The sequence below is a fragment of the Paenibacillus sp. J22P143 genome (genome assembly GCF_059692035.1).
The window spans coordinates 663,352-685,397 of sequence record NZ_JCAUAQ010000002.1 but is presented as its reverse complement, the minus strand read 5'-3'; the positions used below and the strand labels follow the sequence as shown (position 1 = coordinate 685,397).

Here is a 22,046-nt window from a genome sequence, read left to right as displayed (position 1 = left end):
GCTGAAGGTTTGGTGTGCGGGACGGGTTATTAGTTTGATGCGCTGTAACGGTGTTTTTCACCGTTGCAGCTTGGGCATGGGGCAATATTGGCGTGTTTGATGCGCTGTAACGGTGTTTTTCACCGTTACAGCTTGGGCATGGGGCAATATTGGCGTGTTTGATGCGCTGTAACGGTGTTTTTCACCGTTACAGCTTGGGCATGGGGCAATATTGGTGTGTTTGATGCGCTGTAACGGTGTTTTTCACCGTTACAGCTTGGGCATGGAGCAATATTGGTGTGTTTGATGCGCTGTAACGGTGTTTTTCACCGTTACAGCTTGGGCATGGGGCTGTGGAGTCTAAATAGTCGGGCACGAACGAAAAAAGAGCCAAGCGGATACCCGCTTAACTCTCCTTCAAAGCTATTTATTTTGACGTATGATATACACACATTTGTTAGCACCTTTGGCGAGACACTCTGTACGCTCTACATCGGCATCCAGCAAATTACGGAACAGGGATAACTCACACTGACACGCCTGCTGAAACGTGTTAGCCACCTTTGCAATTGGACAATTGTGCTCATTGAAGATATAACCGTCTTCGCCCTGCGCTGACCAATCTACCATATAGCCATTCTCATTCTGGATGAGCGCTAATTCAGCCACACGATCTTCTAAGCTCTTGGCTTGCATCCTCGATTGATAACGTGCTTCGAGCTTACCCTGCCTGCCTTCAAAGAGCCGTTCAATTTTCTCATGGCCTTCGTCTTCTAATAACTCGTCTAATAAATCCAATGTTAACTGCGAGTATTTCTTGGGAAATAATTCGTCCGCTTGAGGTGCTAAGGTATACACACTTGTTGGACGTCCCATTGCTTGCCTTACGAGCTTGGCCTCGAGTAAATCATCCTTCTCCATCGAATGAATATGTCGTCTTACCGCCATCTCAGTGATCCCGAGCTGTTTAGCAAGATCCTGAACACTTAACGCTCCTTGCGTTTTGAGCATAGAAAGAATCACTTTACGCGTAGATATTTCTAGTGTTTGATTCACGCTCTCACCTGCCCTCGGAACTCGTTTAGGTCTCATTTTACAGCATCACAGGCAATAAGTAAATTACGAAACACCTATGTATGTTATGCCAATTCACTCTTGATAAATGCACGAACGGACGCCGCAAATTCCTCAAAAGCCGCTGGGATTTTCGGTATTAATGGGTGAAGGGTTTGACGATTCCAATCTACAAAGTCCTGAACCAACGGTTTCCGAAGCTTCACTAATTGCAACAGCGTCTCGGTCAAAGACTCCGAATAGGCCCCTTCTCCATGCACGATTTCCACAATATCTTCATAGCTGCTTGCATCTCTTAAAATAAAAGCATCAATGAGCAAGCTCCCAATATCCGTCACAGTTTCTATGGCTAAATGTAGGATACGCTCTTGGGAAAGCTGCCAGACGAGATCCTTATTACCTCGCACCCACTGTGCCTCTAATTGCTGACTAGCCTCAGCCAAAACCGAAAGAAACTGAATACGCCCATCAATTTGTTCATGATTAATAAAATACATGGTCTATCTCCGTCCTCTTTTTCGCCATTTCGTCCAAACCAACATAGCAAAAAAAGTGATAATAACTAAAAATATAAGCAAAACCGCCTGCATCAAATATTCATAACTCACGTTCATTCACCCTCTTGATTGATCTCATTGTACATGCTATCAACAGTTTATCGTGGGTAGATGAGAGCGTCAAGCTACGCGGGCTATCGTTCATAGAGTCATTGTTCTCTTCTTGGGATCATGTTACAGTGAAACGAGAGAAAAGAAGGAGAATTTGCATCATGATATCCAAACCAAAGCTGTCAGAAATCGATATTGTACGCGCGATTGCCATCATTGCCGTCGTGCTCATTCATGGTACGTCCGGTGCCACTCAACTTCCTATTGGGACAGGCTCTCAAGGTTTCTTTTTTATCCTCAACAAAGCTAGCTTGTTTACCGTTCCTTTATTCATTTGGATCAGTGGACTCGTGTTGTTTTACTCTTATTATGACCGCTGGGAGCCAGGGATGGCACGTGTTTTTTGGGCGAAAAGGCTGCAAAAAATTCTGATTCCTTATGTCCTATGGTCCCTATTCTATTATTTGTATAACCAAGTCATGTTTCATGGCACGATGCATGTTGATGCTTTTTATCTTCTAAAGCTTCTTCTATCCGGAAATGCGAGCTATCATCTCTATTACATGGTCATTATCGTTCAGTTCTATCTGCTATTCCCATTCATGCTTACGGCGGTAAAACGATACAAGTGGCTGCGTCACGGCCTGATTCCTCTAGGTATCGGCATTCAAGCGGTTTCCTATACGTGGCATCATTGGGTATTTCCGCTTCCTGAATACGCCTCTTTGTTCCTGAGCTATACCGCCACCTTCAGCTTCGGGGCATGTATGGGGATCTACTATCCTATGATCGTGACATGGGCTTCCCGATTCAAAAGCTGGATCTGGAGCGCCGTCCTCCTTGCAGGCGGATCTTTTGTGGGCATGCTCTTGATTCAGCAATACGGGCTCGCTGACATCGAAAATACATGGTTCGAGCTAGCGCTTCTCGCTTACTGCATGACCATCCCACTCGTTTGCGTGCCGTGGGCGCGCAAACAGTTGGCACGCGGCTCACGCTTCGGCGCCTCTTTATCTGCCTTAGGCGCAGCCTCCTTCGGCATCTATCTCGTGCATCCCGCGATCCTCACGCTGTGGGATCGCGTTGGTGTGGAGCCAGCTCGCATCTGGCTCTATGATTTGCACACCATAGCAGCCGTACTGATTGGACTGCTGGGCTCTTGGCTGCTCGTGCGCGGCTACGCTCGCGTCGTGAAAAAAGGTTCCGCTCGAGGATGAGCGGAACCTTTCTTATTTCATGCGCGCCAGCCAAGCCCAGCGCCGCTGCTTTCTGCGGCTGTAGCGAGGCAAGCCGCGGTAAATATCCAGCGCTTCGCGATACGTGCGCTTGGCGTCTTCTTGGCGGCCAAGCTGTTGATACAGCTGGCCAAGTCGGTAGTAAGCCTCGACCGATGACGAGTGCAGGTCGCGAAAGTGTTCGATAAACTGCGCCGCGCGTTCCGGTGCAAGGGGAGCCAGAGCCTCGCCGAGGCGCAGGTAGGCTTCGCCATATTTTACACGAGGATTGAGGTCAATTGCTTTTAACATGAAGGCTTCACCCTCGGCAATACGGCCTAGTTTCAGCTGACATAGTCCAATTTCATAATGAACGTCAGCAGATTCCTGCATGATCGGTAGTGTTTGCTCCAGGTAGGGCAGCGCTTCTTGATATTTTCGGCGTTCAATCAGGATCCGCGCCAAGTCCAGCTTCGCTGAGGTATTGTGCGGGTTCGCATGAAGGTCAATTCGGAGGCGTGATGCCTTCCGACTTAATTGAAACGGCCTCCAAATATTCGGCAGGATACCAACATATCTTCTGTCCAATACATATAGAATCACGAGTAAGATTAGCAACGCTAGGAACGGATTACCAACGATTCGCCAAAGTAAACCAAATAGTAATATTTTGATAAGCAATGTGTATTCCCCCTTTTCAACTTCCTTATACTACCATATTATGCGATGATTGTTTATCCCTCTACTTAGAAAAAAAACACCTTGCCATAGCTAAGTGCTTCTATCATTCGAGATTTTTCGCCAGCAGTGCTATACTAGAAAGAAAAAAGGGAGCTTCCACATGAAAGATTCGCATAAAGCTACATGGCTCAAAAGAAAAAAATTAGGACGTTCCAAATATTTAATGTATTTCGGTATACTGCCTTGGGGCGTCGGGCTTACGCTCATTACAAGTTTTCTAGAATTTCTTAGCTATCAGTCCGTTGAATCCACTTGGATCACGGTTCGATTCATCATTTTCATGTTCATCGGATTTTTCGTGGCAAATGCACGTTGGAATGCAATGGAAAACCGCTTTGAGCCGCCTGCTCCTAGACGACCGTAAGGTCGTTTTTTTGTTTCTCAGCCACTTGGTGTAAACCAAATCTCCCGGAAATCAATCCAGCCTAAATCGTTGATGGTTACACCTTTGATCGAGTCATGGTACGTCGTTTGTTGCGATCGATGAAGGACGAAGAGGAACGATTTCTCCGCTTGCAGCTCATCAATTAATTCATGTAAGTCCGCAATACGTTCATCTAGTCTAGGATTACTCAGAATCCCCTCCATTTTCGAATCTACCCACGCCAATCGCTCTGTATTCAAATGGGCACGAACATAACTGTTGCTTTGTTTCAACGTCTGAATAATATGAAGGTCATAATGGCTTTCCATGCAAATGTGATACAAAATAAGATCCGCTTCATCAATCGTAGCCAACTGCATCATGTCGATTTCACTTCGAATCTTTATTTCAATTGGAATCCCAATCTGTGCACATTGGCGGCAAATCCACATCGCATCCTCATTGTTATTCCGATAAACATACATATGAAGTGTTTCGCCCTTATAGCCCATTTCTTCTAGCAGACGCTTCGCTTCAGAGATATCCGTCTTAGACCTCACAAGCGGGTCCAGCGTAGGGATAAAGCTGCGGGCTGGTGCTTCTCGAAATCCGCCAAGCTCTTCAATCATGCGCTCCCGATCAATAACGAGATCAATCGCTTTGCGGAAGTTCGGATGGCACTGTGGACCTCTTTTATTCCTATTAAACGTCAATAAACTGCAGCCCATGATCGTCTGTTCAATCTGATGCCATTCTGAATCTTTATCGATTGCACCCACTGGTTTATGAGAATTCGATTGCCCGCGAAACACTTGCACCTTATCCCAGCTTGGCGTTGCTTCTTGTAGATCGGAGGGCAATAACCAAATTTCGATGAGATCCATATGCGGCCTAACGCCAAAATAAGAATCGAAGGCACGCAGCTTACAAATGAAATCATCGTTTCGTTCCAGCCTGAACGGCCCTGTCCCTATGGGCATTCGGCCAAAAATCGACTCATTATCCTGACAAATGTCTTCGGGGACAACGGCCATAGACGTATGCGCTAGCTGTTGAAGAAAAAGCACATTAGGCTGACTCAATTCGATGGCGATTGCACTTCGGTTCAGTACCGTAATCGTCTCAATGCTTTCGGTCATCCAGCCTTGCGTGGCGGTCTGCCCCAGCTTCTTTAATCGCGATAAGGAGTAGCTTACATCATGCGCTGTCATCTCTCTGCCGTGATGGAAGAGCACGCCTTTTCGCAAATAAAAGGTGTAATGCAAGCCATCCTCGCTGATTTCCCAGTAGTGAGCCAGATGTGGCTCTATCACCTTCGTTTGCGGATTGTAGCGTACTAGCGTATCAAAAATTTGACTGATCAGATGGAAATCAAATGCAAAAAAAGAGTGCGCCGGATCCAGCGTCACCAACCATTTATAGACAGGCACACGCAGTGTATCCTTAAAACGCTCTTCGTGCTCAACTGCACGGTAACCAAAAAAGCTGAACAACCACTCGATGAAGGAGTCCTGCAGCGCTTCTCCCTTACCCAGTTGATGAATCAGCTCAATCGTACCCAAATAATCACCTCGACTCGCAAGCGCCATCGCTTGTTTCGAGATCATGTCCTCCGAAGATACCAGAAACGTAAGCTCGGAAATATTCCCTCTACCCCGTCCAGGCTTCCAGTAAATCCAATTGTGATCACTCATTTTTTTCAATAAGATCTTCACATTCCGTGTCGAGCAATATAAGCGCTCCGCTAATTCTTCTAATGTAATCGGCTGCGGCTTATGCTCAACACCATGCTCAAAACCCGCGCGTAGCTCCAGAAAATGAGTTAGCAGTTGCATGTTCAACGTCCTTTCTGTAAAAGGGGAAATCGTTGAAGTGAATTATACTCTTTTTGTTCCCCTTATTCCAGCGTAAACTAAACGTATCAGGAAAAGAAAGGAAAGTGACCCTCATATGCAACCAACAGACCTCTATGTTTCAGAGAAGTTAATGGAATGGCAACAGCACGATTTGGAATACCAATCGCGCGAGCACTGGAAATGGAAATCCGTAAAAAAAAGAAAAGTCTACGTGCTTCTAGCTAGCTTGTTCTTCTGGATTTAACTCGTTTTCTTATCGCATGTATAATGAGAATTAAAATGAGCGCGACTAGTATGCCTATTCCATCGACCACAACATCGATGGCGTGCCCCGTTCGGTCCTTCACGAACGACTGATGCCATTCATCCGTCATTGCGTAGAGCAATGAAATGAGGAAGGAGCTGATCAAAGCTATGTTCATTCTGACAGGCTTCGCTAGTAAAGCTATCGACCAAAGCAGGGCAAGCACAGCGTATTCGCTAACGTGTCCTGCTTTTCTTATTAAGAATTCAATCAAATTAATTGGATCTTGCCATGAAATCACCTGATGATCATAAGTAAACTTCACCTTTGGGATATGCTCTCTCAACTTTTCAGAGGAAAACTTGGATTCCAAATATGGCTTCAAGCTCTGCTGCTGATAAGGCTCGGCGGACTTCATATAGATGAAAGCCATCCATAGAATGGCTGCTACTAGGAACACGTAGAACACCATCTTCGATCGTGTTAACTTCGGCATAACGGCCCCTTCCTATTGCGGATTCAATTTTTTGCGAATACTGAACAAGGCAAAGAATTCAAGCACCATTAAATTCACTGCGGAAACGCCATAAAAGGCCATCCCGAACATCATTTGAAACTGATCTGTTGTCACTGACTTCCACCAGAAGGCAGCTGCTGCTGTCAGCACAATATTCAGGGCTGTCGTGATCCAGAACGAGAACCCTAAGCGGTTCGTCTTCCGCATCAGAAGAACACCAATGACAAACGGCACCACAAAAGCGATACCTAAGAAAACCCAATACAACACCGCGTTTGACACTTCTACGTCACTCCCAAACGATCAACTAGTTTATGCTATTAGGTTAGCATGAAAATGCGCATGAAAACAATATTCTGCCCCTTTTTGCAACAGAAACGACATACAGATGCTAGGATAGAATTGCCTTGGAATAATCCTGTGAGACAGGTATTGCCTGATACCGCATATTCATGTATAATACAAAAAGTCGACGCTTGTAAGAAGCGACATCACGGGGCCTTAGCTCAGCTGGGAGAGCGCATCGCTGGCAGCGATGAGGTCAGGGGTTCGATCCCCCTAGGCTCCATTTCGAACGAAATAAAAAGAACATGTCATCGGACATGTTCTTTTTTCGTTCTTAGGAGCCCCAGGGGGTGAGAACCCCTCAGGGTTCGCCCGCGCGGACGGAGCGATAGCGGAGGAGCACGGCGTCTGGATCTACCGCTAAAAGGCCTCCTTGAGTTCTCTTCGTCAGCCATTCAAATCAGGATTCGGACATCCCTTTCTTGGGATGCCATTTCGATGGCATCCCCCTAGGCTCCATACAATAGAAACCACGATCTTTTGGGATCGTGGTTTTTTGTATGGATCTTGGGGGTGAGAACCCCTCAGGGTTCGACCGCGCGGACGGAGCGCATGATTACGCTTCGAAGTCATACTTGAAGTGCAGGAGCACGGCGTCTGAATCCACCGCTAAAAGTCCTCCTCGAGTACTCTTCGTCAGCCGTTTATATCAGGATTCGGACATCCCCTTCAGGGGTTGCCATGCAAGTGGCATCCCCCTAGTCCGGAATATCACGATGAAACTGCTAATATCGTTCGACTTGAACTGGATGAAGCTTAGTTACCTTCATCTCAGTCAACTTTGGCGATTTCATGAAAATCGCTTTTCATTTTAGATCAGCTTTTTCTCGCCCACTGATCAGCATTTGCTTATTGTCTTCCGGCCAAGGCATCCCATATGTTGGCTCATTTACATACCGTTCCATCTGAGCAAATAAGGTAATGCCTGTACCTGCAGGAAGTGAAATTTGAAGCCATTTTCCATCTACAAATATCGATCCGGTCACTGCATCGTCTTGATTCATGAGATCCACCTGTAAAAACCGATGTTCTCCAAATACGCCAGCTTGAACAATCACTTCCCGATCATCGAATAAGCTCGTATTGACCAAATGAACCGTAGCGGAATCGTGCGCTAGCTTCTCAACCAATGCGGATACGCCAGTTGGCAATCCTGGACGTTTCGCCTCAGCATCAAAATATCGAACGCGACCATGCTGCAGTCCGCCATGTGAGATGTGCATCGGCCCTCCTAGTGTTAACTGCACGAGGCCTTCAAAATAGAGCGGGCACATTTCTTGCCAAGCATGTATGCTGGAGAAGTCACCCTCGCTGTACTGCTGCGTCCAGTTATGCGGATCACCTTCTGGCGAGCGCATTTTGGCAAGCTGTTTACTAATGAGTTCATAGTTTGCCGATAATATCCGCTCCGGATACGTAGGGTTCAGCCCGCGAATGTATTGGTACCATGGCTGCGTATTACCGATGTAATGCTTCGTTTGCCGTCCGGTTTTCTTATCTCCCCCTGAAACCGTAGGTACGATAACCCCATTCCAATCGTGATCTTTCGGAATACGCTCAATGCGTTCCAAGTCTTCCTTCGCCATTGACATCGTCCACAGGTAAACTGGATATTGGGGTGTTGATTTACGGTAATCCGTCCAACCGCTATCGAAATGCTTGTGAGGAACGACCCATTTACCATCTTGCATTCGGCCCAGCTCCCAATTCCGGTCAAGCTGTTGTCTGACTAGTTGCAATTTATTCAAGTCGCCCGTAAGCAACACGGTATTCATACATGCATTCGTCAACGGTTCGATAATCGTGAGTAAACCATGCGGCCAACGCCAACCATAATAACCGCCCCACCATTTACCATCGTTATATTCACCGATTTCACCAGATAACCCGATATTGTCCGGGATGATTCCACCATTTGCACGCGTTCTCTCTTCCCAAGCGCTTACATAGTCAATGATCCAATTCCGAAACCGTTCCTCACCTGTATGAAGAAAGGCATGCGTGAGCAGCCCTGTAGCATTCAAATTCAACGGCACATCGCCGCGATTCATGCGCGCATTCATCATCTGAAGAATCTGCTTATAGGTCTCATCATTCGACCATGGACATTTGCCGCTTGCGAAATCGACACCCGGAATATCCTCATACGGAGCCAAATAGTCATCCAGAATTCCCCGATGCGTACTCCAATCTTCTTCCGTTACTTGGAATCTAGGGCCACGACTGCCCGTTAAAGGCGAGCGGATCAATTTGTTCTCTTTATCGTAGTTTGGCGCTTCTGGATCGTCCCCTGTGTACATATTCGCAAAGCGAACAGCACGTTGACGATCTTTGGGAGTTGCAGGTCCAGCCAGGCCAAGAAAATATAAGTATAAATATCCTTCACCGTGATGCATCCAATCATAATAACCATCAAATTCCCTATGAATTTGCCCATATTCCGTCCACTGCCATGTAATGCCTTCCCATATTTTACGTGAAACCTCGTGTAATTCAGCACTTCCGCCAAGAACATACAAGAGCGCCAAATTCATAAAGCCTTCATACGGATCATCCGAACCATCCATACCGGGCCAATCCTTGCGCCAAATCAACGTGCCATCCGGATGTGTGTAACGATCTACAAATTCACGTGCTGCCTTGTTAAGGGTCGTGAATAAAAGCTGCTCTTGAAGCGCCCACTGCGGGGGCGTTACTTGCTCTATCGCCTTTATACGGAAAGGCTTTTCAATATTAGGTATCGAGGACATGGTGTCTTCCCTTTCTTGATCTAGTCTCCAATAAAATATCCGCCGTCAACCGGAATTTCCGCGCCATTGATCCATGCTGAACGCTCACTCGCCAAAAAAACAATCACATTCGAAATCTGTTCGGGAGTTGCCAAGTTAGGAGCTTCTTGATAGAGCTGCTCAATTTGTTCTTGTGTATAATTCACCTTTTTCAACCATTCGTTTAACATCGGTGTCGAGGTTCCTCCCGGCATGATCGCATTAACTCTGATGTTGGACTTGCGCAAATCGAGAGACAATCCACGGGTCATATGATTTAATGCCGCTTTCATTGTGTCGTACACTAGATTATCGTGTGCATTCACAATACGATTAATCGAGCTGACATTAATTACAACGCCTGATCCGCTTTTTTCTAACCACGGCAACGCTTCCTGCGTCAGAAAAAAAGGCGCTTTGACATTCACGGCAAATAACGAGTCCCAGTCTTCATGTTGGAGGCTTTTCAATGGTTTATTACAAATAAGGGCCGCATTATTCACAAGGATATCGAGGCCGCCCCAATGACCAATGGCTTGTTCGACAAGCTCCCGAGGAGCCTCAGGAAGTGCTAGATTTTTCCCAACAAAAACCGCTTGTCCGCCAAATGAGCTAATCTCTTCAATCACCCGTTTGCCTCGTTCTTCATTCATGCCATGTACGACAACTTTAACGCCATGACGCGCGAGCTCGATAGCTGCTGCTCTTCCGATTCCACTCGTCGATCCCGTTACTACAGCAACTTTCCCTAATAAATCCTCCATATACTCACCTCTTTAATTCAGCTATATAATCAGGCATTACAATCACACGGTTCTCCAACCGCGATTTTTCAGCGGCGAATGCAATCAGATGACTTTTAACGGAAACATCTGCTCCAGTAAGTCCTTTTTCCTTACCGTCACTTTGAACAAGGCGTACGAAGTCTCGCATAATCCCCGTATCACCGCCCCCATGCCCTTCCATGTCTACATCAAGGTTAATAATCTCTGTCTTCCGAGTTATGAAGCTTGTGACTTCAATGACGTTCTTCTCCATATCGCCTCTGATCTGACCGTGTGTGCCCATCAGCTTCACCGATCTGCCACCTTCATAGGTAAAGGCACTCATTGTAAATGCGACTGTCACTTCATTGGCAAATTCTAAATTAACTACTTGGTGATCTACGACATTGTTATCGCAATGATAGACACATCTTCCGTAAGGGCCTTCCTTCAATTCGCGAAGTACACCCTCGTCGCTCGTGTCATTACTGACAACCGATCGTAAGACTTCCCCTACCCAATCATCTCGTTCAATATACATTTTGGGCGCATAATACGGGCATACCTCCTGCACAGGACAGCCGTCCAAGCAATACTTAGGAGCCCCTTCGGGGGCACTTTCTTTACGGAAATGGGTCAATGAGCCGAATGAAGAAACTTTCGTACAGTCCGAATCAACAATCCATTGTAGAATATCCATGTCATGGCAACTTTTGGCTAGAATCATCGGACTCGAAACTTCCGAATCCCGCCAGTTGCCTCGAACAAAGCTGTGGGCTTGGTGACGATGCTCTACATTTTCCGTATGTTGAATCGAAACGAGTTTACCTATTTGACCATCCGTAATAATCTTCTTGATCGTCGCGAAAAAATCTGTATAGCGGAGCACATGACAAATTGAAAATACACGGTTATATTTCTCAGCGTATTCGCCCATGATGATGCATTCCAATGGATCCGGTGACATCGGCTTTTCCAGAAGAACATGGTAGCCCTTCTCCAATGCTTTAATCGCAGGCTCAAAATGCATTTTATCCTGTGTGCAAATGAGTATGGCATCAGCCAACTTAGGGCCTTCAAGAAGTTCTTCCCAGCTTGAAAAACAGTTCTCATCTTGAATGCTGTGTGCTTTTTGAAAAAGTCCTCTTCGTTCAGGATCAGCATCTGCCAAAGCTACGAATTGAATCTCTTCCGGATTTTTCAATGCATAAGGAGCATACGCGCCTGCCCCTCTTTGTCCAGCTCCGATTAATGCTGCAGTAATTTTCGTCATGGGATGGTTCTCTCCTTTTAAATTTGGCGTTATCTGAGACGGTTCGTCATTTTGCCTTCTTGCATCAAAATCTCATTGTTTATTTAGAAATTCAACTTTTGTATTCGAATGATCGTACTTTGAAAATCCCCTCTTAAATCAACTTTAATCCCCATTTTCATTAAAGCTTTTCCGCTGAGAGGTTGCTCCGCGCCTTCAACTTTATACAAAGACTGCTCGTTTAAGCCCTGCAAACGAATTCGTGGAAGCTCATCTGCAAAGTTATTCGAGTGTAGAAATGCAAAAACGATCGCCTCTTCTTGATTTTCACTCACATACATAGCCGAAGCCAAATGACTTTCCCTTACGGAAAGCAATCGATATAGATTCCCATGCTGAATGATCGGCCTTATTTCTTTATATAGATGAATAAGCTCTTTCGCTTCTTGCTTTTCTTCGTCACTCCATTTCAACAGGTCTTCTCCAATGCCCAAATCTCCCATCATCGCGGAATGAAACCGATAGGCCAAAGAAAGCTTTCTCCCATTAACCCAGTTCACTTCGTCGGAAACCCACGCTTCCATGATTTTGGCACAATAGGCATACGAAAACCCTTCTTGAATGCGTAACCGGTCAAATGCATCATTATTATCGCTGGTCCAGACCTGATCAAAGTACTGTAATATGCCCATATCCACCCGACCGCCTCCACCCGAGCAGGATTGGAAGATGACGTTTGGATGCTTTTTCTTCAACTTGTCCATGATTTCATACACGCCCCAAGCATGCCTTACCCAAATTTCACGTTGTTCCTCTGGAGGCATGGAGGGAGCACCTGGCTCACTAAAATTACGATTCATGTCCCACTTGATAAACGCAATGGCATGCTCGGAAAGCAGTTTGTCTATGGACTCATAAATGTATGCTCTTACATCAGCTCTAGCCAAATTTAAAATAAGCTGATTTCTAATAAGCGTTCGCTCTCGCGTCTCGAAATGATAGACCCAATCCGGATGCGCTCGGTACAAATCGCTATCGGGATTCACCATTTCCGGCTCCACCCATAGTCCAAAATCCATGCCTAAATCGTTTATTTTACGAATCAGGCCGTGTAATCCGTTCGGAAATTTAGTAGGATTAACCACCCAATCCCCAAGACCTGCTCGATCGGAATTGCGTGCGCCAAACCACCCATCGTCCATGACAAACAGCTCAACTCCGACGGAAGACGCAATCTCTGCAAGCTTGATCTGTTGATCTTCATTGATATCGAAAGCGGTAGCATCCCATGAATTATAGAGCGTTTTCCTCAGCTTTGTTCGATTCTCCAGCGGCAGCACGTAGTTCCGTTGATAGGTATGGAGATTTCTGCTGGCTTCACCAAACCCTTTATTTACATATCCAACGATGTAAGTTGGCGTACGAAAGGTCTCTCCAGGCTTCAAATTCCAGGAAAAATCAAAATCGTTCACCCCAGCGCTTATTTTCACCATGTTAAATTTGTCTTTTTCAATGACGATTTTCCAGTTGCCGCTAAAAGCTAATGCACCAAAGTAGACTTCTCCTTGCGTCTCATCTGCTTTACCTCCCCGATCCAACATGAAAAAAGGATTAGCAAAGTGACTAGTCGTACCTCGTCTGCTCTCAAGAACTAGCTTCGTATCTGGAAGCATAACCCGACTTAATTGCATATCTGCAGGCCAACGTCCCCCAAGGTACGTAAGTCTGTAATCTTTCTCTCGCGGTACGTAGATGGAGCCAGTTAAAGCTTGTTCCAACATCATATTCTTCTCGCTAAGATTACTAATCCCACAATACCTTTCAATGAGATCACAATCCGCGATCATCTTGTAAGTTAGCTTCACATGTAAAGCATAGTAGGTATCTTTCAGGTTCAGAACAAGTACGTTCTCACTCATTTCAAAATCAACAAATGTCAAAATGACATCCCGCACATGATCATGAAAGGTGACTTTTAAGCTTGGCTCTGAAAATTTCGCCTTTCCCCAACCCATATATTCCTCTTCGCTCAGTTCACTGCCTAGTGTATAGGGGAAATTTGCAACACCACCCGCACTCGGATAATCCGAAAGGTGCGGAAGCTTTTCGCCAAAATAAATATGATTGATCGTGCCTAGATCACTTAATCCAAGCGCATAGGAGATATGATCTCCTTCAAGCACCCAAATGTTTCTGGAGGCATCGTGTTTTATCATGTTTAAACACCTCCAATTCAGAAATATTCCCAGAAATTAGCCACTTCCAAGACAAGCGGATACGCGATCTGCTCCGCATAGTGCGTATCCTAGGTATGATAGAAATGCATTAACCTATTAATTGCGCAATAGGCCGCATTGCTTTTTTGACCGCATTCAATAGTCGAAATTTTTTTTATTGATTGATGTTAATCGTGAATCGGAATTTGGCATTATCTTCGTACCACATCGGAAAATTGGTTCCCCAGACATTATTGTGCAAATTAAAATGCATGCCTCCATCTAACGAAGCAATCGTTTGATTAAATTGCAAAACTCTTTTCTCTCCTGGCGATACGACAGGCGCATCCCATGTTACGATAGATACCTTGCCATCGCTTCCTTCATAATAAACGCCTGTATTCACTGCATGCAGACTGCGGTTACCCTGCTTGACAACTTCCAAAGGCGAGATTTTTTCACCCATTTTATCCATCTTCCATAGATTCGGATTATCCACCTTCAAGGCAAATGAAAACCAGCTTGCTTCTGGTAACCTATAAGCCTGCTTATCGAACCAACTGATTTCCACATCTATTTTCTGTTGAAATTTATGAAATCGATAAGTGATACGAATCTCATGCGGAGCTCCATGGGTTTGAACACATGCTAGCGGCATCTCAAGTTTCACTTGGACAACGTCGTAATCAGCTTTAGACTGCATGATGATGCGGTTGAAGTTCGGCGAAAAAAGCTTATGCTCTGGCGTTGGTTCCGCAAATTCCATGCCTGGTTTGCCAAAGTCAGCATCCGCCCAGTGATAGTGCTTGCTCCAGTCTTCCACATACCTTTGGAACCAGTTTTGGTACTGTTGCAAGCCAAAGGTTTCGTATTGAAACTGGCCTAAACAATGATTCTCATCTGCCCAGACTTTACCCGCCCGATCCACTAATTTGGAAATCGATCCGTCTCTATTGAATTCCACTTGGAATGAACCAAGCATATAAGACGTAGAAATATCAAGTTCTTGACCGATTGGCCATTCCTCTTTGACAGGCTTCAATGCTTGAATAGATGCCTTAGCCTCTCTTTGTTTATCTTCAGACAAAGACTGAATGGCACGGTTAATATATTCTCGTTGCTCCTGCCATGAGCTTTCAAAGAAATGGTAAGTCTTCTTTCCCCCTGATGCCTCAAATAATTCTGAGGAGCGGCTGTCGTGTTCATCCATGGCAAACGATCCAATATACCGGTACTTATCAAGAATCGCGTCTTCTGTTATGAGGTCCGCTTTTCGTGCAGCATGAAAATCACGAACCGAATAGTTCTTGAAATCCGTTAAAAATTTCTTCTCATCCATGCCCCAGGTATGCTCTGGAATAAGGATAAGCTGATCGCAGAAATCAGCATACTCCTTGCTATCCACACTTAACTTTCCTTCTTCGAGCCACTTATTGCGAAGACGCAGTAACTCCCTGTATTGCGATATTTTTGTCGGATCCGACGCAGCCCCATGAATCCATGTGTCGCCGATTTCCTCATAGACGACAGGGAATCGATCTTTCAAAGCAATCAGCTTTTCCGCAAAAGCATCCATCGTGGAAGCTTGGATCAAAGCGCCGGGGAACCTTTCTGAGAGTTGCGAAAACTCCGCTTGGATGGCTTCGATGGACGGCGGCCCGCAATTATCTCCTGTATGGGCAAACACCATAACCTCCTCAAATCCATCAATCTCTACAACATTTCCATAGTTGCTCGCATAATTGACAATGACTTCGGAGCCATCTTTCCCTCTCCAAACAAAGATTTCAGGTACACTCGGCACTTTCGAGGCTGGATTGACACCAAGGTGCAAGTATTGAATACCCCATTTCTCTAAGTAGGGTACCATCCCAATCGTATGACCAGGTACATCCGTCATTTTCCCAGTTATCGTACTTTTTCCATACAGAGCATTTAGTTGTCCAGCCATCGATAGCCCATATTCGAATAAATGTGGATCCATTAGCTCCGTATGCGTTGTAAAAGGCAGCCCGTGCCAATTAATACTCCCTTCGGCAATTGCCATATCCAAGTTTCGCTTCTCTTCTTCGGAAGCTTGCTTCACATATTCATGAATCAGCCATGCTCCAGTCGTCCATACGAACTGCGCAGGACCTCCCATTTGCCGGAGTTGTTTGGCCAAGTGTATCGCTTCAGGAATGTATATTTTAAAATATTTATTCATAACGTGTTTCGCCAGATCAGTAAATCCAATATCCAGATGGGTTTTGAAGATGACATGTACTTTTTTTATGGCGCTCATTTTGTTTTTCCTCCTTGGCAGCATGTTCGGGATAGAGATGATATCAACCTTTCGCAACAGACAGCTTAACAGGGCCTTCGCATTGAGCCGCCGCCGAGATCGCTCGCTGAAAGGCGGGCACCGAATCTTCGCCGGAATTGGGGCTTAAGCCGAAATCGGTTAAATGGATGTAATCCGGCATCGTTCGCCTTTTTTTAGATTTATTGATAAAGCGTCTAGTTTCGAACAAGCGGACTGAACCGCAGCCCCTTGCTTCTCAAGCTTCAGTAGCTCGGAAGTAAACCGGTTTTCTAATTCAAAAGTCCCTTCACGTTCCGCGAGCAGCTCCACGTACTGAAGCTCGCCTGCAGTGGCTTTGGCCGATACGAGAACCCCCATTTCACCCCGAAACTGATGGAATTCAGCCCCGCTTTCCATCCATTCCGTCGGCACGGCTGGAAAGGGCCGAATCAAGCCGTTATCGGTTTGAAGCAGCATTTCTTGTAGTGCATCCGCTGCAGCCATATTGCCTTCCAGCGTGAACGGACGGTAATGCATGCAGGTGATCCCCGTACTCCGGTAGTCCCCATTGAGATGAAACCCGTTAGGCGAACACGTATAGCTCCAAAATTGCTGCAAATGATAGCGAGCCGCCTCGCCGTTGCCCTGTCTTGTATATAGCGCTGCCATCCACGCGAATGTATAGCCGACCCATAAGCCTTTTCCCAATTTCTCCAAATGCCAAATCGTCTGATCGATCATCTTTTTTTCGCTTTCGGATCCTCTGTAATCGATCAATCGCAGTGGATAAATCGCCATCGCATGGGAAAGATGACGGTGGCTTTCCATGAGCGTTTCGTCAGGGCTTAGCATTAGCCCCGCATCATTGGCCGCAAGCTCGGGAAGCTGCTCCAACACCCTCGTCCACTTCAGCTGATCTTTCTTTTCCTCTAGCAGCCCGGCCAGTCCTCTTAATCGATCGAACAAGTATCGTAGAAGCGACAAGTCGTAGTTGCTATTCGGAGTCAGCCAAGACTGCAGGCTGTCGTCATGAATTTCCGGAGAGCTCGAAACAGGCAGCCGGAGTTTGCCATCTTCTCCCGGCACCAGCAAGTCCAGCAGACAAAGCGCCGTTTCTTTCAAATAGACATAGGCTTTTGTTTCGAGAAACGCTCGATCTCCGGTGTATAACCAATATTGATCAAAAGCCTGACACAACCAAATTTGACTTGTCGGACTGAGCGAATACATCGGCCATCCGCCCATCGGTTTGCCGTCAATGGTCATGACGGAAGGCAGATTTATGCCAGAGGCTTCAAAATACGATTGCGCGAATTCGCGAGCAGCCGGGCGCAATTCCCACAGGAAGTCGAGGAAGCTTTCACCTTCTTGCAGATGGTTCGCTTTCAAATAATGCCAGTAGCTCAGCTCCGTATTCAAATCGTGGTGATAATCGCCTTTCCATGGCGGCAGCTGGCCCTCATCGGCTGTCCATACGCCTTGAAGCGGCATCGGCGGAGCGCCTTTTCGCGAGCAAGAGCCGAATAAATAATTCGTTAGATACCATTGTTTCTCTATCTCGAATTCAGGTAGCGTCAGCGAGCTTTGCAGCCAATACCGATCCCACCATGCCGCATGAGACGGCAAGGCTTCATCATAACCAGCCAATGCTGCTGAACTCACCTTCGCCTTCGCATGATCGAACCAGTCTTCGCCGTCGTGGTTGGCTGCCACGGTGTATACCCATTCGATCGTATCTCGGGCTGTTTTTCGTTCGGTAATGAAAATAGCGTACTCCAATTCATGGTTCGTCTGCTGATAGAACCAACACAGAGTGCCCTCACTGCCGAGCTCAGCACCTGGATAACCCAGCGAAGTGAGCGAAGAGACAGGTGCACTATCTTTCATCTGATGAATGTCCACATAGGCTGGTGGCTTCAGGTTCAAGCTGATCTCATCTACCGTGTCCCCTTGCAGGCGAATATATCCGAGACCATTCTCGGCATGCAGATAGCTTTCTAGACGATAAGACGTGTCTCCCGCGATCCAGTTGACTTCTGCGATTGCTTGACGCAGATGAAGCCTGCTGGTCATCGTGTCTGCCGCAGCCTTGCCTTGCAATTCTATTCGGCCAGCTGGCAGCTTTGTAGGGTTCGGAGCCCCCTCGAAAAAATCGTTGAACCTGCGGCGTATTTGCTCCTGATCCCCGTTCCGGACAAGCTCAATCAGGTTGCGATAAGTAAATCCGCTGTCCGTCACTTCCGGAACTAGTCTTGTATCCCACAAATCTCCCCGATCGAGACTCAAGCAAATCGGCGCGCCATTCCCCCATACCAAACAGCCGGTTAAGCCGTTGCCTAGAGGAAGCGCCTCATCCCAACGGCTGATTGGTTTATGAAACAAAAGATCGTGTTGTTCTGAAGGTTTTTGGGTAGTATTCATTGCTCACCTATATCCTTATCCTAATTCAGAGTAATCTTGAAGGGTAACGACCGGAGCGGCCGTGCCATGCAGCTCGAAAACAACAATCTCGTTTTCCCCTTCACGCAGCAGCGGAGCCGGGATGTACAGCGTTTTTTGTGGTCCAATACGCCAATAACGTCCGAGATTAAACCCGTTGATATAGGCAACGCCCTTCGTCCAGCCTTCCATCTTTAAAAACGTATCGCAGGCTTCATCAATACAGAAAGTTCCTCTGTAAAACGTAGGGGTTATAGAACTCTTCGCTTGCGCAGCATCCGTATATTTCAGAGCGGTTACATTATTCAACGGAAGCGTATGAATCGTCCAATTGTAGAGGAATTGCAGCCCTAGACGAACGCCTTCCGTAATGCCTTTCGGATCCTTCATGCCATATCCGTAATTAATCCTGCCTTGATTTTCGACGAGGATGCTTAAGATCGCACCCTCGGGCGGAATGTCCAGCACGATATCACGGTCGGTTACATTCGGCGTCACATCGTGCGTGTTTCGTTCCACGACGCCTTGATACACCCCGTCGAGGAAGACAAGCGCGCGGTCCCGAACCTCTTGAATCGCCAACTTGGTTTGCGATACTGGCCCTGGAATCTTTGTCGTGTATAAAATAAATCCATAGTCCTGACCAAGCTGTTCCATCGTTTCCGTACAGACGCTTTCGACCGGCGCTGTTAGCGTAGATAACGAATCGAATAACAGCGTTTGTTCCGTTAACTGGACTTCGCCGTAATGTTTCTTCGGAAGAGGTGCTGGCAACTCAACAGGTTCAACCTCAGCATATTTCGCAATCACTTCACGAACCGCGTAATATTTGTCCGTAAGATCGCCGGATTCATTCAACAAGACGTCATAATCATAGCTGGTTACCGTCGCTTCATATTTGCCCAAAAAGTTCGCGCCGTTATAAAATCCGAAATTCGTTCCCCCGTGGAACATATAAAAATTAACTGACGCTCCCATTTTCAACATCTCATCTAGCACTTGCGCGACATCTTGGCTATCCCTAACGTGATGCGGCTTATCCCAATGATCGAACCAGCCATTCCAATACTCCATGCAGAAAAGCGGCTTATCTGGTTGATACTCTATCAGCTTGCCGAACGCCTCATCCGCCCTCGATCCAAAGTTGATAGTGGCCAAAACATCCGGAAGCAGAGTTCCCCCTTGCAAATTGCTGTCCGTATACCCGTCCGAGGTGAATAATAGAACATCGATGCCCCGTCTGATCATCGCCTGCTTCAAGTACTCCATATAATTCTTATCGTTGCCATAGCTTCCATACTCGTTTTCGATTTGCATCGCAATTATAGGCCCGCCGTTCGTACTAAGATGCGGAACCAATTTGGGCAACAACACATCGTAATAGGCATCGACTTTATCCAAATAAGGCTGATAAGCGCAGCGAAACCGCATGTTGTCTTCTTTCAACAGCCACGACGGCAGTCCTCCGAACTCCCATTCCGCGCAAATGTACGGACTCGGCCTTACGACGACATGCAGCCCCAAGTCCCCCGCTATTTGAATGAATCTCTCGATGTCGGCAATTCCTTCAAAGTTGAATTGGCCTTCTTTGGGCTCATGCAAATTCCACGGCACATACGTTTCCACCGTATTGAACCCGCAAGCTTTTAATTTAAGAAGACGATCGCGCCAATAATCCGGTACGATTCGGAAATAGTGCATAGCCCCCGATAAAATTTGAATCGGTTTTCCATCGAATAAAAATTGATTACCTGCAATTGTTAGCATTATTCAACCCTGCCTCACATTAGTTTAATTACTTCTCATTAGCTGTTCACATCATACTTTCTCCTACAGGTAAATCATAGTGTAAATAGAGCAGTTCATTGCATTTTTCATTGTAAAAACGGCGTTTTATTGTACTAATGCTCCTTTTTATTTCATGATTGCTTATTCTCAACGTAACAATTCTCATTACATTCGTAAACTTTGAAAAAATAATAATTCATTGAATAATGGAGCAGGCTGACTTCATTTTTTAAACATTTCTCAAAATTTAATAGAAATGCGGCAAATCTGGTAAGAAAAAAGGACAAAGGGCTGAAATTTACCATTTCATGCCCACTATCCTTTACTCCTAAATACAATAAAGCTGATCCCTGATCCTAAATTCAACGTTAGAATGGCACAAGTCAAACATTTGTTAGATACAAACAATTTGTCCACGAAGGAAATCATCATGAAGTGTGGACTGGAAGAAACAAACTATTTCTATACCATGTTCAAAAAATATTTTGGCATGCCGCTTTCCCAATATAAAATTTCCGGAAAAATGGATAATGAGTGAGTGATTTCCAACTATATACCTGAGTCTACGGAATCTCGCAACATTAGGAATTTTAATCGCCCTTATACCGATCAAAATTATTAAAAAAAGACGCTACTCCCTTATAGTGAATCCTTCTGCTTGGAGGAGGATTTTCTGAGGGGGAGGCGTCTTTTCTTTTTTCAACACAAGAAGGGCTCATCCGTGTTTCAAGTTATAAATAGTGCATCGTTATCTCACTTCTGACTAAAAATCTTGCATTAATACCCGTCTGCCCAATTCCCTTAGATATGTAGTAAGCCCCATATTGATTATTATGTAGACCCTTATATATCCCCATTCGAGGCAATTTACCCGAGTCTTTCATTCTAAACAAAAATGGAATATTAAATTGTTTGCCATGTAGATGTCCAGCCATTAAATATTCGTAGTTCTTGTTTAAATGTAAAACGACGTTAGGATCGTGCGTAATAATGACTTTAGTTGTAGTTGGATCAACATTTTGAAACGATGCTTCTATGTTACTCTTACCTGAATCAAAATCATCAATGCCAATTAAATCAAATTGATCTAATTGTACCGATTCGTTTCTTAATACATATAATCCATACTTCCTCAATAGATTGATTAAATCCATGACATTCTTTTGCTGATAATCATGGTTGCCGAGTACACAATAAATAGGTACATTACCTATTGTCATAGCTCTTAGATACTTTTCTAGTTTGAAGAGCTTTTTACGACGTCTGGTAAAATCACCTGTAATACATATAAGGTCTGGTTTTTCATCATTGATAATAGTGGCTATTTTTGTAGGACTTATTCTTAATCGTTCTACATGCAAGTCGCTAATTTGCAGGATTTTTAAATTTAAATCCAGCGGATATTTAATCCGTTCAATTTTTAGCCATTGTGTAGGTAAGATAAAAGTAATATAAAACAAGAGTATTAGAATCACTATGTATAAATAGATCACTTCACCATTCTCCTCACATAGAAGATTCATTTTGTTGAAGTAATATTTATTCTAGATAAATCTGGAATATCCCTCTTTGTTGTAAGTGCTTTCAAGTCTT

General features: G+C 45.4%; 17 protein-coding genes and 1 tRNA gene. 4 read left to right on the top strand and 14 right to left on the bottom strand.

Features of this window, described 5'->3' with window-relative positions:
- Positions 1–402: 402 nt before the first annotated feature.
- Together AC58PQ_RS06680 and AC58PQ_RS06675 are read right to left on the bottom strand one after the other, a co-directional pair.
- Positions 403–1,071 carry a helix-turn-helix transcriptional regulator gene (locus AC58PQ_RS06680; protein ID WP_497241171.1) on the bottom strand — a complete coding sequence of 223 codons (669 nt, stop codon included), beginning with the start codon at positions 1,069–1,071 and terminating at the stop codon, positions 403–405.
- A 47-nt stretch (positions 1,072–1,118) separates the two neighbouring features.
- On the bottom strand, positions 1,119–1,550 hold the full coding sequence (locus AC58PQ_RS06675; RefSeq protein ID WP_497241170.1) for a DUF86 domain-containing protein: 432 nt from the start codon (positions 1,548–1,550) through the stop codon (positions 1,119–1,121).
- Between the two features lie 272 nt (positions 1,551–1,822).
- Between AC58PQ_RS06675 and AC58PQ_RS06670 the strand changes: the two genes are divergently transcribed.
- Positions 1,823–2,878 carry an acyltransferase gene (locus tag AC58PQ_RS06670; RefSeq protein ID WP_497241169.1) on the top strand — a complete coding sequence of 352 codons (1,056 nt, stop codon included), beginning with the start codon at positions 1,823–1,825 and terminating at the stop codon, positions 2,876–2,878.
- Between the two features lie 12 nt (positions 2,879–2,890).
- On the opposite strand, the gene AC58PQ_RS06665 is transcribed toward AC58PQ_RS06670, so the two are convergent.
- Positions 2,891–3,556: a tetratricopeptide repeat protein gene (locus tag AC58PQ_RS06665; RefSeq protein ID WP_497241168.1), complete on the bottom strand. Its 666-nt coding sequence runs from the start codon at positions 3,554–3,556 to the stop codon at positions 2,891–2,893.
- Between the two features lie 160 nt (positions 3,557–3,716).
- Here AC58PQ_RS06665 and AC58PQ_RS06660 point away from each other — a divergent pair, with 160 nt between their 5' ends.
- Positions 3,717–3,980, top strand: a complete 264-nt coding sequence (locus AC58PQ_RS06660; protein ID WP_497241167.1) for a hypothetical protein — start codon at positions 3,717–3,719, stop codon at positions 3,978–3,980.
- Between the two features lie 17 nt (positions 3,981–3,997).
- Here AC58PQ_RS06660 and AC58PQ_RS06655 read toward each other — a convergent pair whose 3' ends face one another.
- The 3 genes from AC58PQ_RS06655 to AC58PQ_RS06645 all read right to left on the bottom strand — a co-directional run bounded on the left by AC58PQ_RS06655 (position 3,998) and on the right by AC58PQ_RS06645 (position 6,879).
- Positions 3,998–5,815: an ABC transporter substrate-binding protein gene (locus tag AC58PQ_RS06655; protein WP_497241166.1), complete on the bottom strand. Its 1,818-nt coding sequence runs from the start codon at positions 5,813–5,815 to the stop codon at positions 3,998–4,000.
- A gap of 242 nt (positions 5,816–6,057) precedes the next feature.
- Complete coding sequence (locus AC58PQ_RS06650; protein WP_497241165.1) at positions 6,058–6,576, bottom strand: VanZ family protein; 519 nt, start codon at positions 6,574–6,576, stop codon at positions 6,058–6,060.
- A gap of 12 nt (positions 6,577–6,588) precedes the next feature.
- Positions 6,589–6,879 carry a hypothetical protein gene (locus AC58PQ_RS06645; RefSeq protein ID WP_497241164.1) on the bottom strand — a complete coding sequence of 97 codons (291 nt, stop codon included), beginning with the start codon at positions 6,877–6,879 and terminating at the stop codon, positions 6,589–6,591.
- A gap of 213 nt (positions 6,880–7,092) precedes the next feature.
- Here AC58PQ_RS06645 and AC58PQ_RS06640 point away from each other — a divergent pair.
- Positions 7,093–7,165: transfer RNA gene (locus AC58PQ_RS06640), tRNA-Ala, on the top strand.
- A gap of 583 nt (positions 7,166–7,748) precedes the next feature.
- Here the strand turns inward: AC58PQ_RS06640 and AC58PQ_RS06635 are convergent.
- The 7 genes from AC58PQ_RS06635 to AC58PQ_RS06605 form a co-directional block, all read right to left on the bottom strand.
- Positions 7,749–9,692: a DUF8034 domain-containing protein gene (locus AC58PQ_RS06635; protein ID WP_497241163.1), complete on the bottom strand. Its 1,944-nt coding sequence runs from the start codon at positions 9,690–9,692 to the stop codon at positions 7,749–7,751.
- Positions 9,693–9,712: 20 nt separating this feature from the next.
- Positions 9,713–10,474, bottom strand: coding sequence for an SDR family NAD(P)-dependent oxidoreductase (locus AC58PQ_RS06630; RefSeq protein WP_497241162.1), 762 nt, complete (start codon positions 10,472–10,474; stop codon positions 9,713–9,715).
- Between the two features lie 4 nt (positions 10,475–10,478).
- On the bottom strand, positions 10,479–11,747 hold the full coding sequence (locus tag AC58PQ_RS06625) for a Gfo/Idh/MocA family protein (RefSeq protein WP_497241161.1): 1,269 nt from the start codon (positions 11,745–11,747) through the stop codon (positions 10,479–10,481).
- An 83-nt stretch (positions 11,748–11,830) separates the two neighbouring features.
- Positions 11,831–13,942, bottom strand: coding sequence for an alpha-galactosidase (locus tag AC58PQ_RS06620; protein ID WP_497241160.1), 2,112 nt, complete (start codon positions 13,940–13,942; stop codon positions 11,831–11,833).
- A gap of 175 nt (positions 13,943–14,117) precedes the next feature.
- A complete protein-coding gene (locus AC58PQ_RS06615) occupies positions 14,118–16,226 on the bottom strand; it encodes a DUF5054 domain-containing protein (RefSeq protein WP_497241159.1) in 2,109 nt (702 codons plus the stop codon).
- A 159-nt stretch (positions 16,227–16,385) separates the two neighbouring features.
- Complete coding sequence (locus tag AC58PQ_RS06610; protein WP_497241158.1) at positions 16,386–18,647, bottom strand: glycosyl hydrolase family 95 catalytic domain-containing protein; 2,262 nt, start codon at positions 18,645–18,647, stop codon at positions 16,386–16,388.
- A gap of 15 nt (positions 18,648–18,662) precedes the next feature.
- Positions 18,663–20,432, bottom strand: a complete 1,770-nt coding sequence (locus AC58PQ_RS06605) for a glycoside hydrolase family 35 protein (RefSeq protein WP_497241157.1) — start codon at positions 20,430–20,432, stop codon at positions 18,663–18,665.
- A gap of 394 nt (positions 20,433–20,826) precedes the next feature.
- On the opposite strand from AC58PQ_RS06605, the gene AC58PQ_RS06600 reads away from it, so the two are divergent.
- On the top strand, positions 20,827–20,991 hold the full coding sequence (locus AC58PQ_RS06600) for a helix-turn-helix domain-containing protein (protein ID WP_497241156.1): 165 nt from the start codon (positions 20,827–20,829) through the stop codon (positions 20,989–20,991).
- A 193-nt stretch (positions 20,992–21,184) separates the two neighbouring features.
- On the opposite strand, the gene AC58PQ_RS06595 is transcribed toward AC58PQ_RS06600, so the two are convergent.
- Complete coding sequence (locus AC58PQ_RS06595) at positions 21,185–21,946, bottom strand: metallophosphoesterase (RefSeq protein WP_497241155.1); 762 nt, start codon at positions 21,944–21,946, stop codon at positions 21,185–21,187.
- Positions 21,947–22,046: the final 100 nt, after the last annotated feature.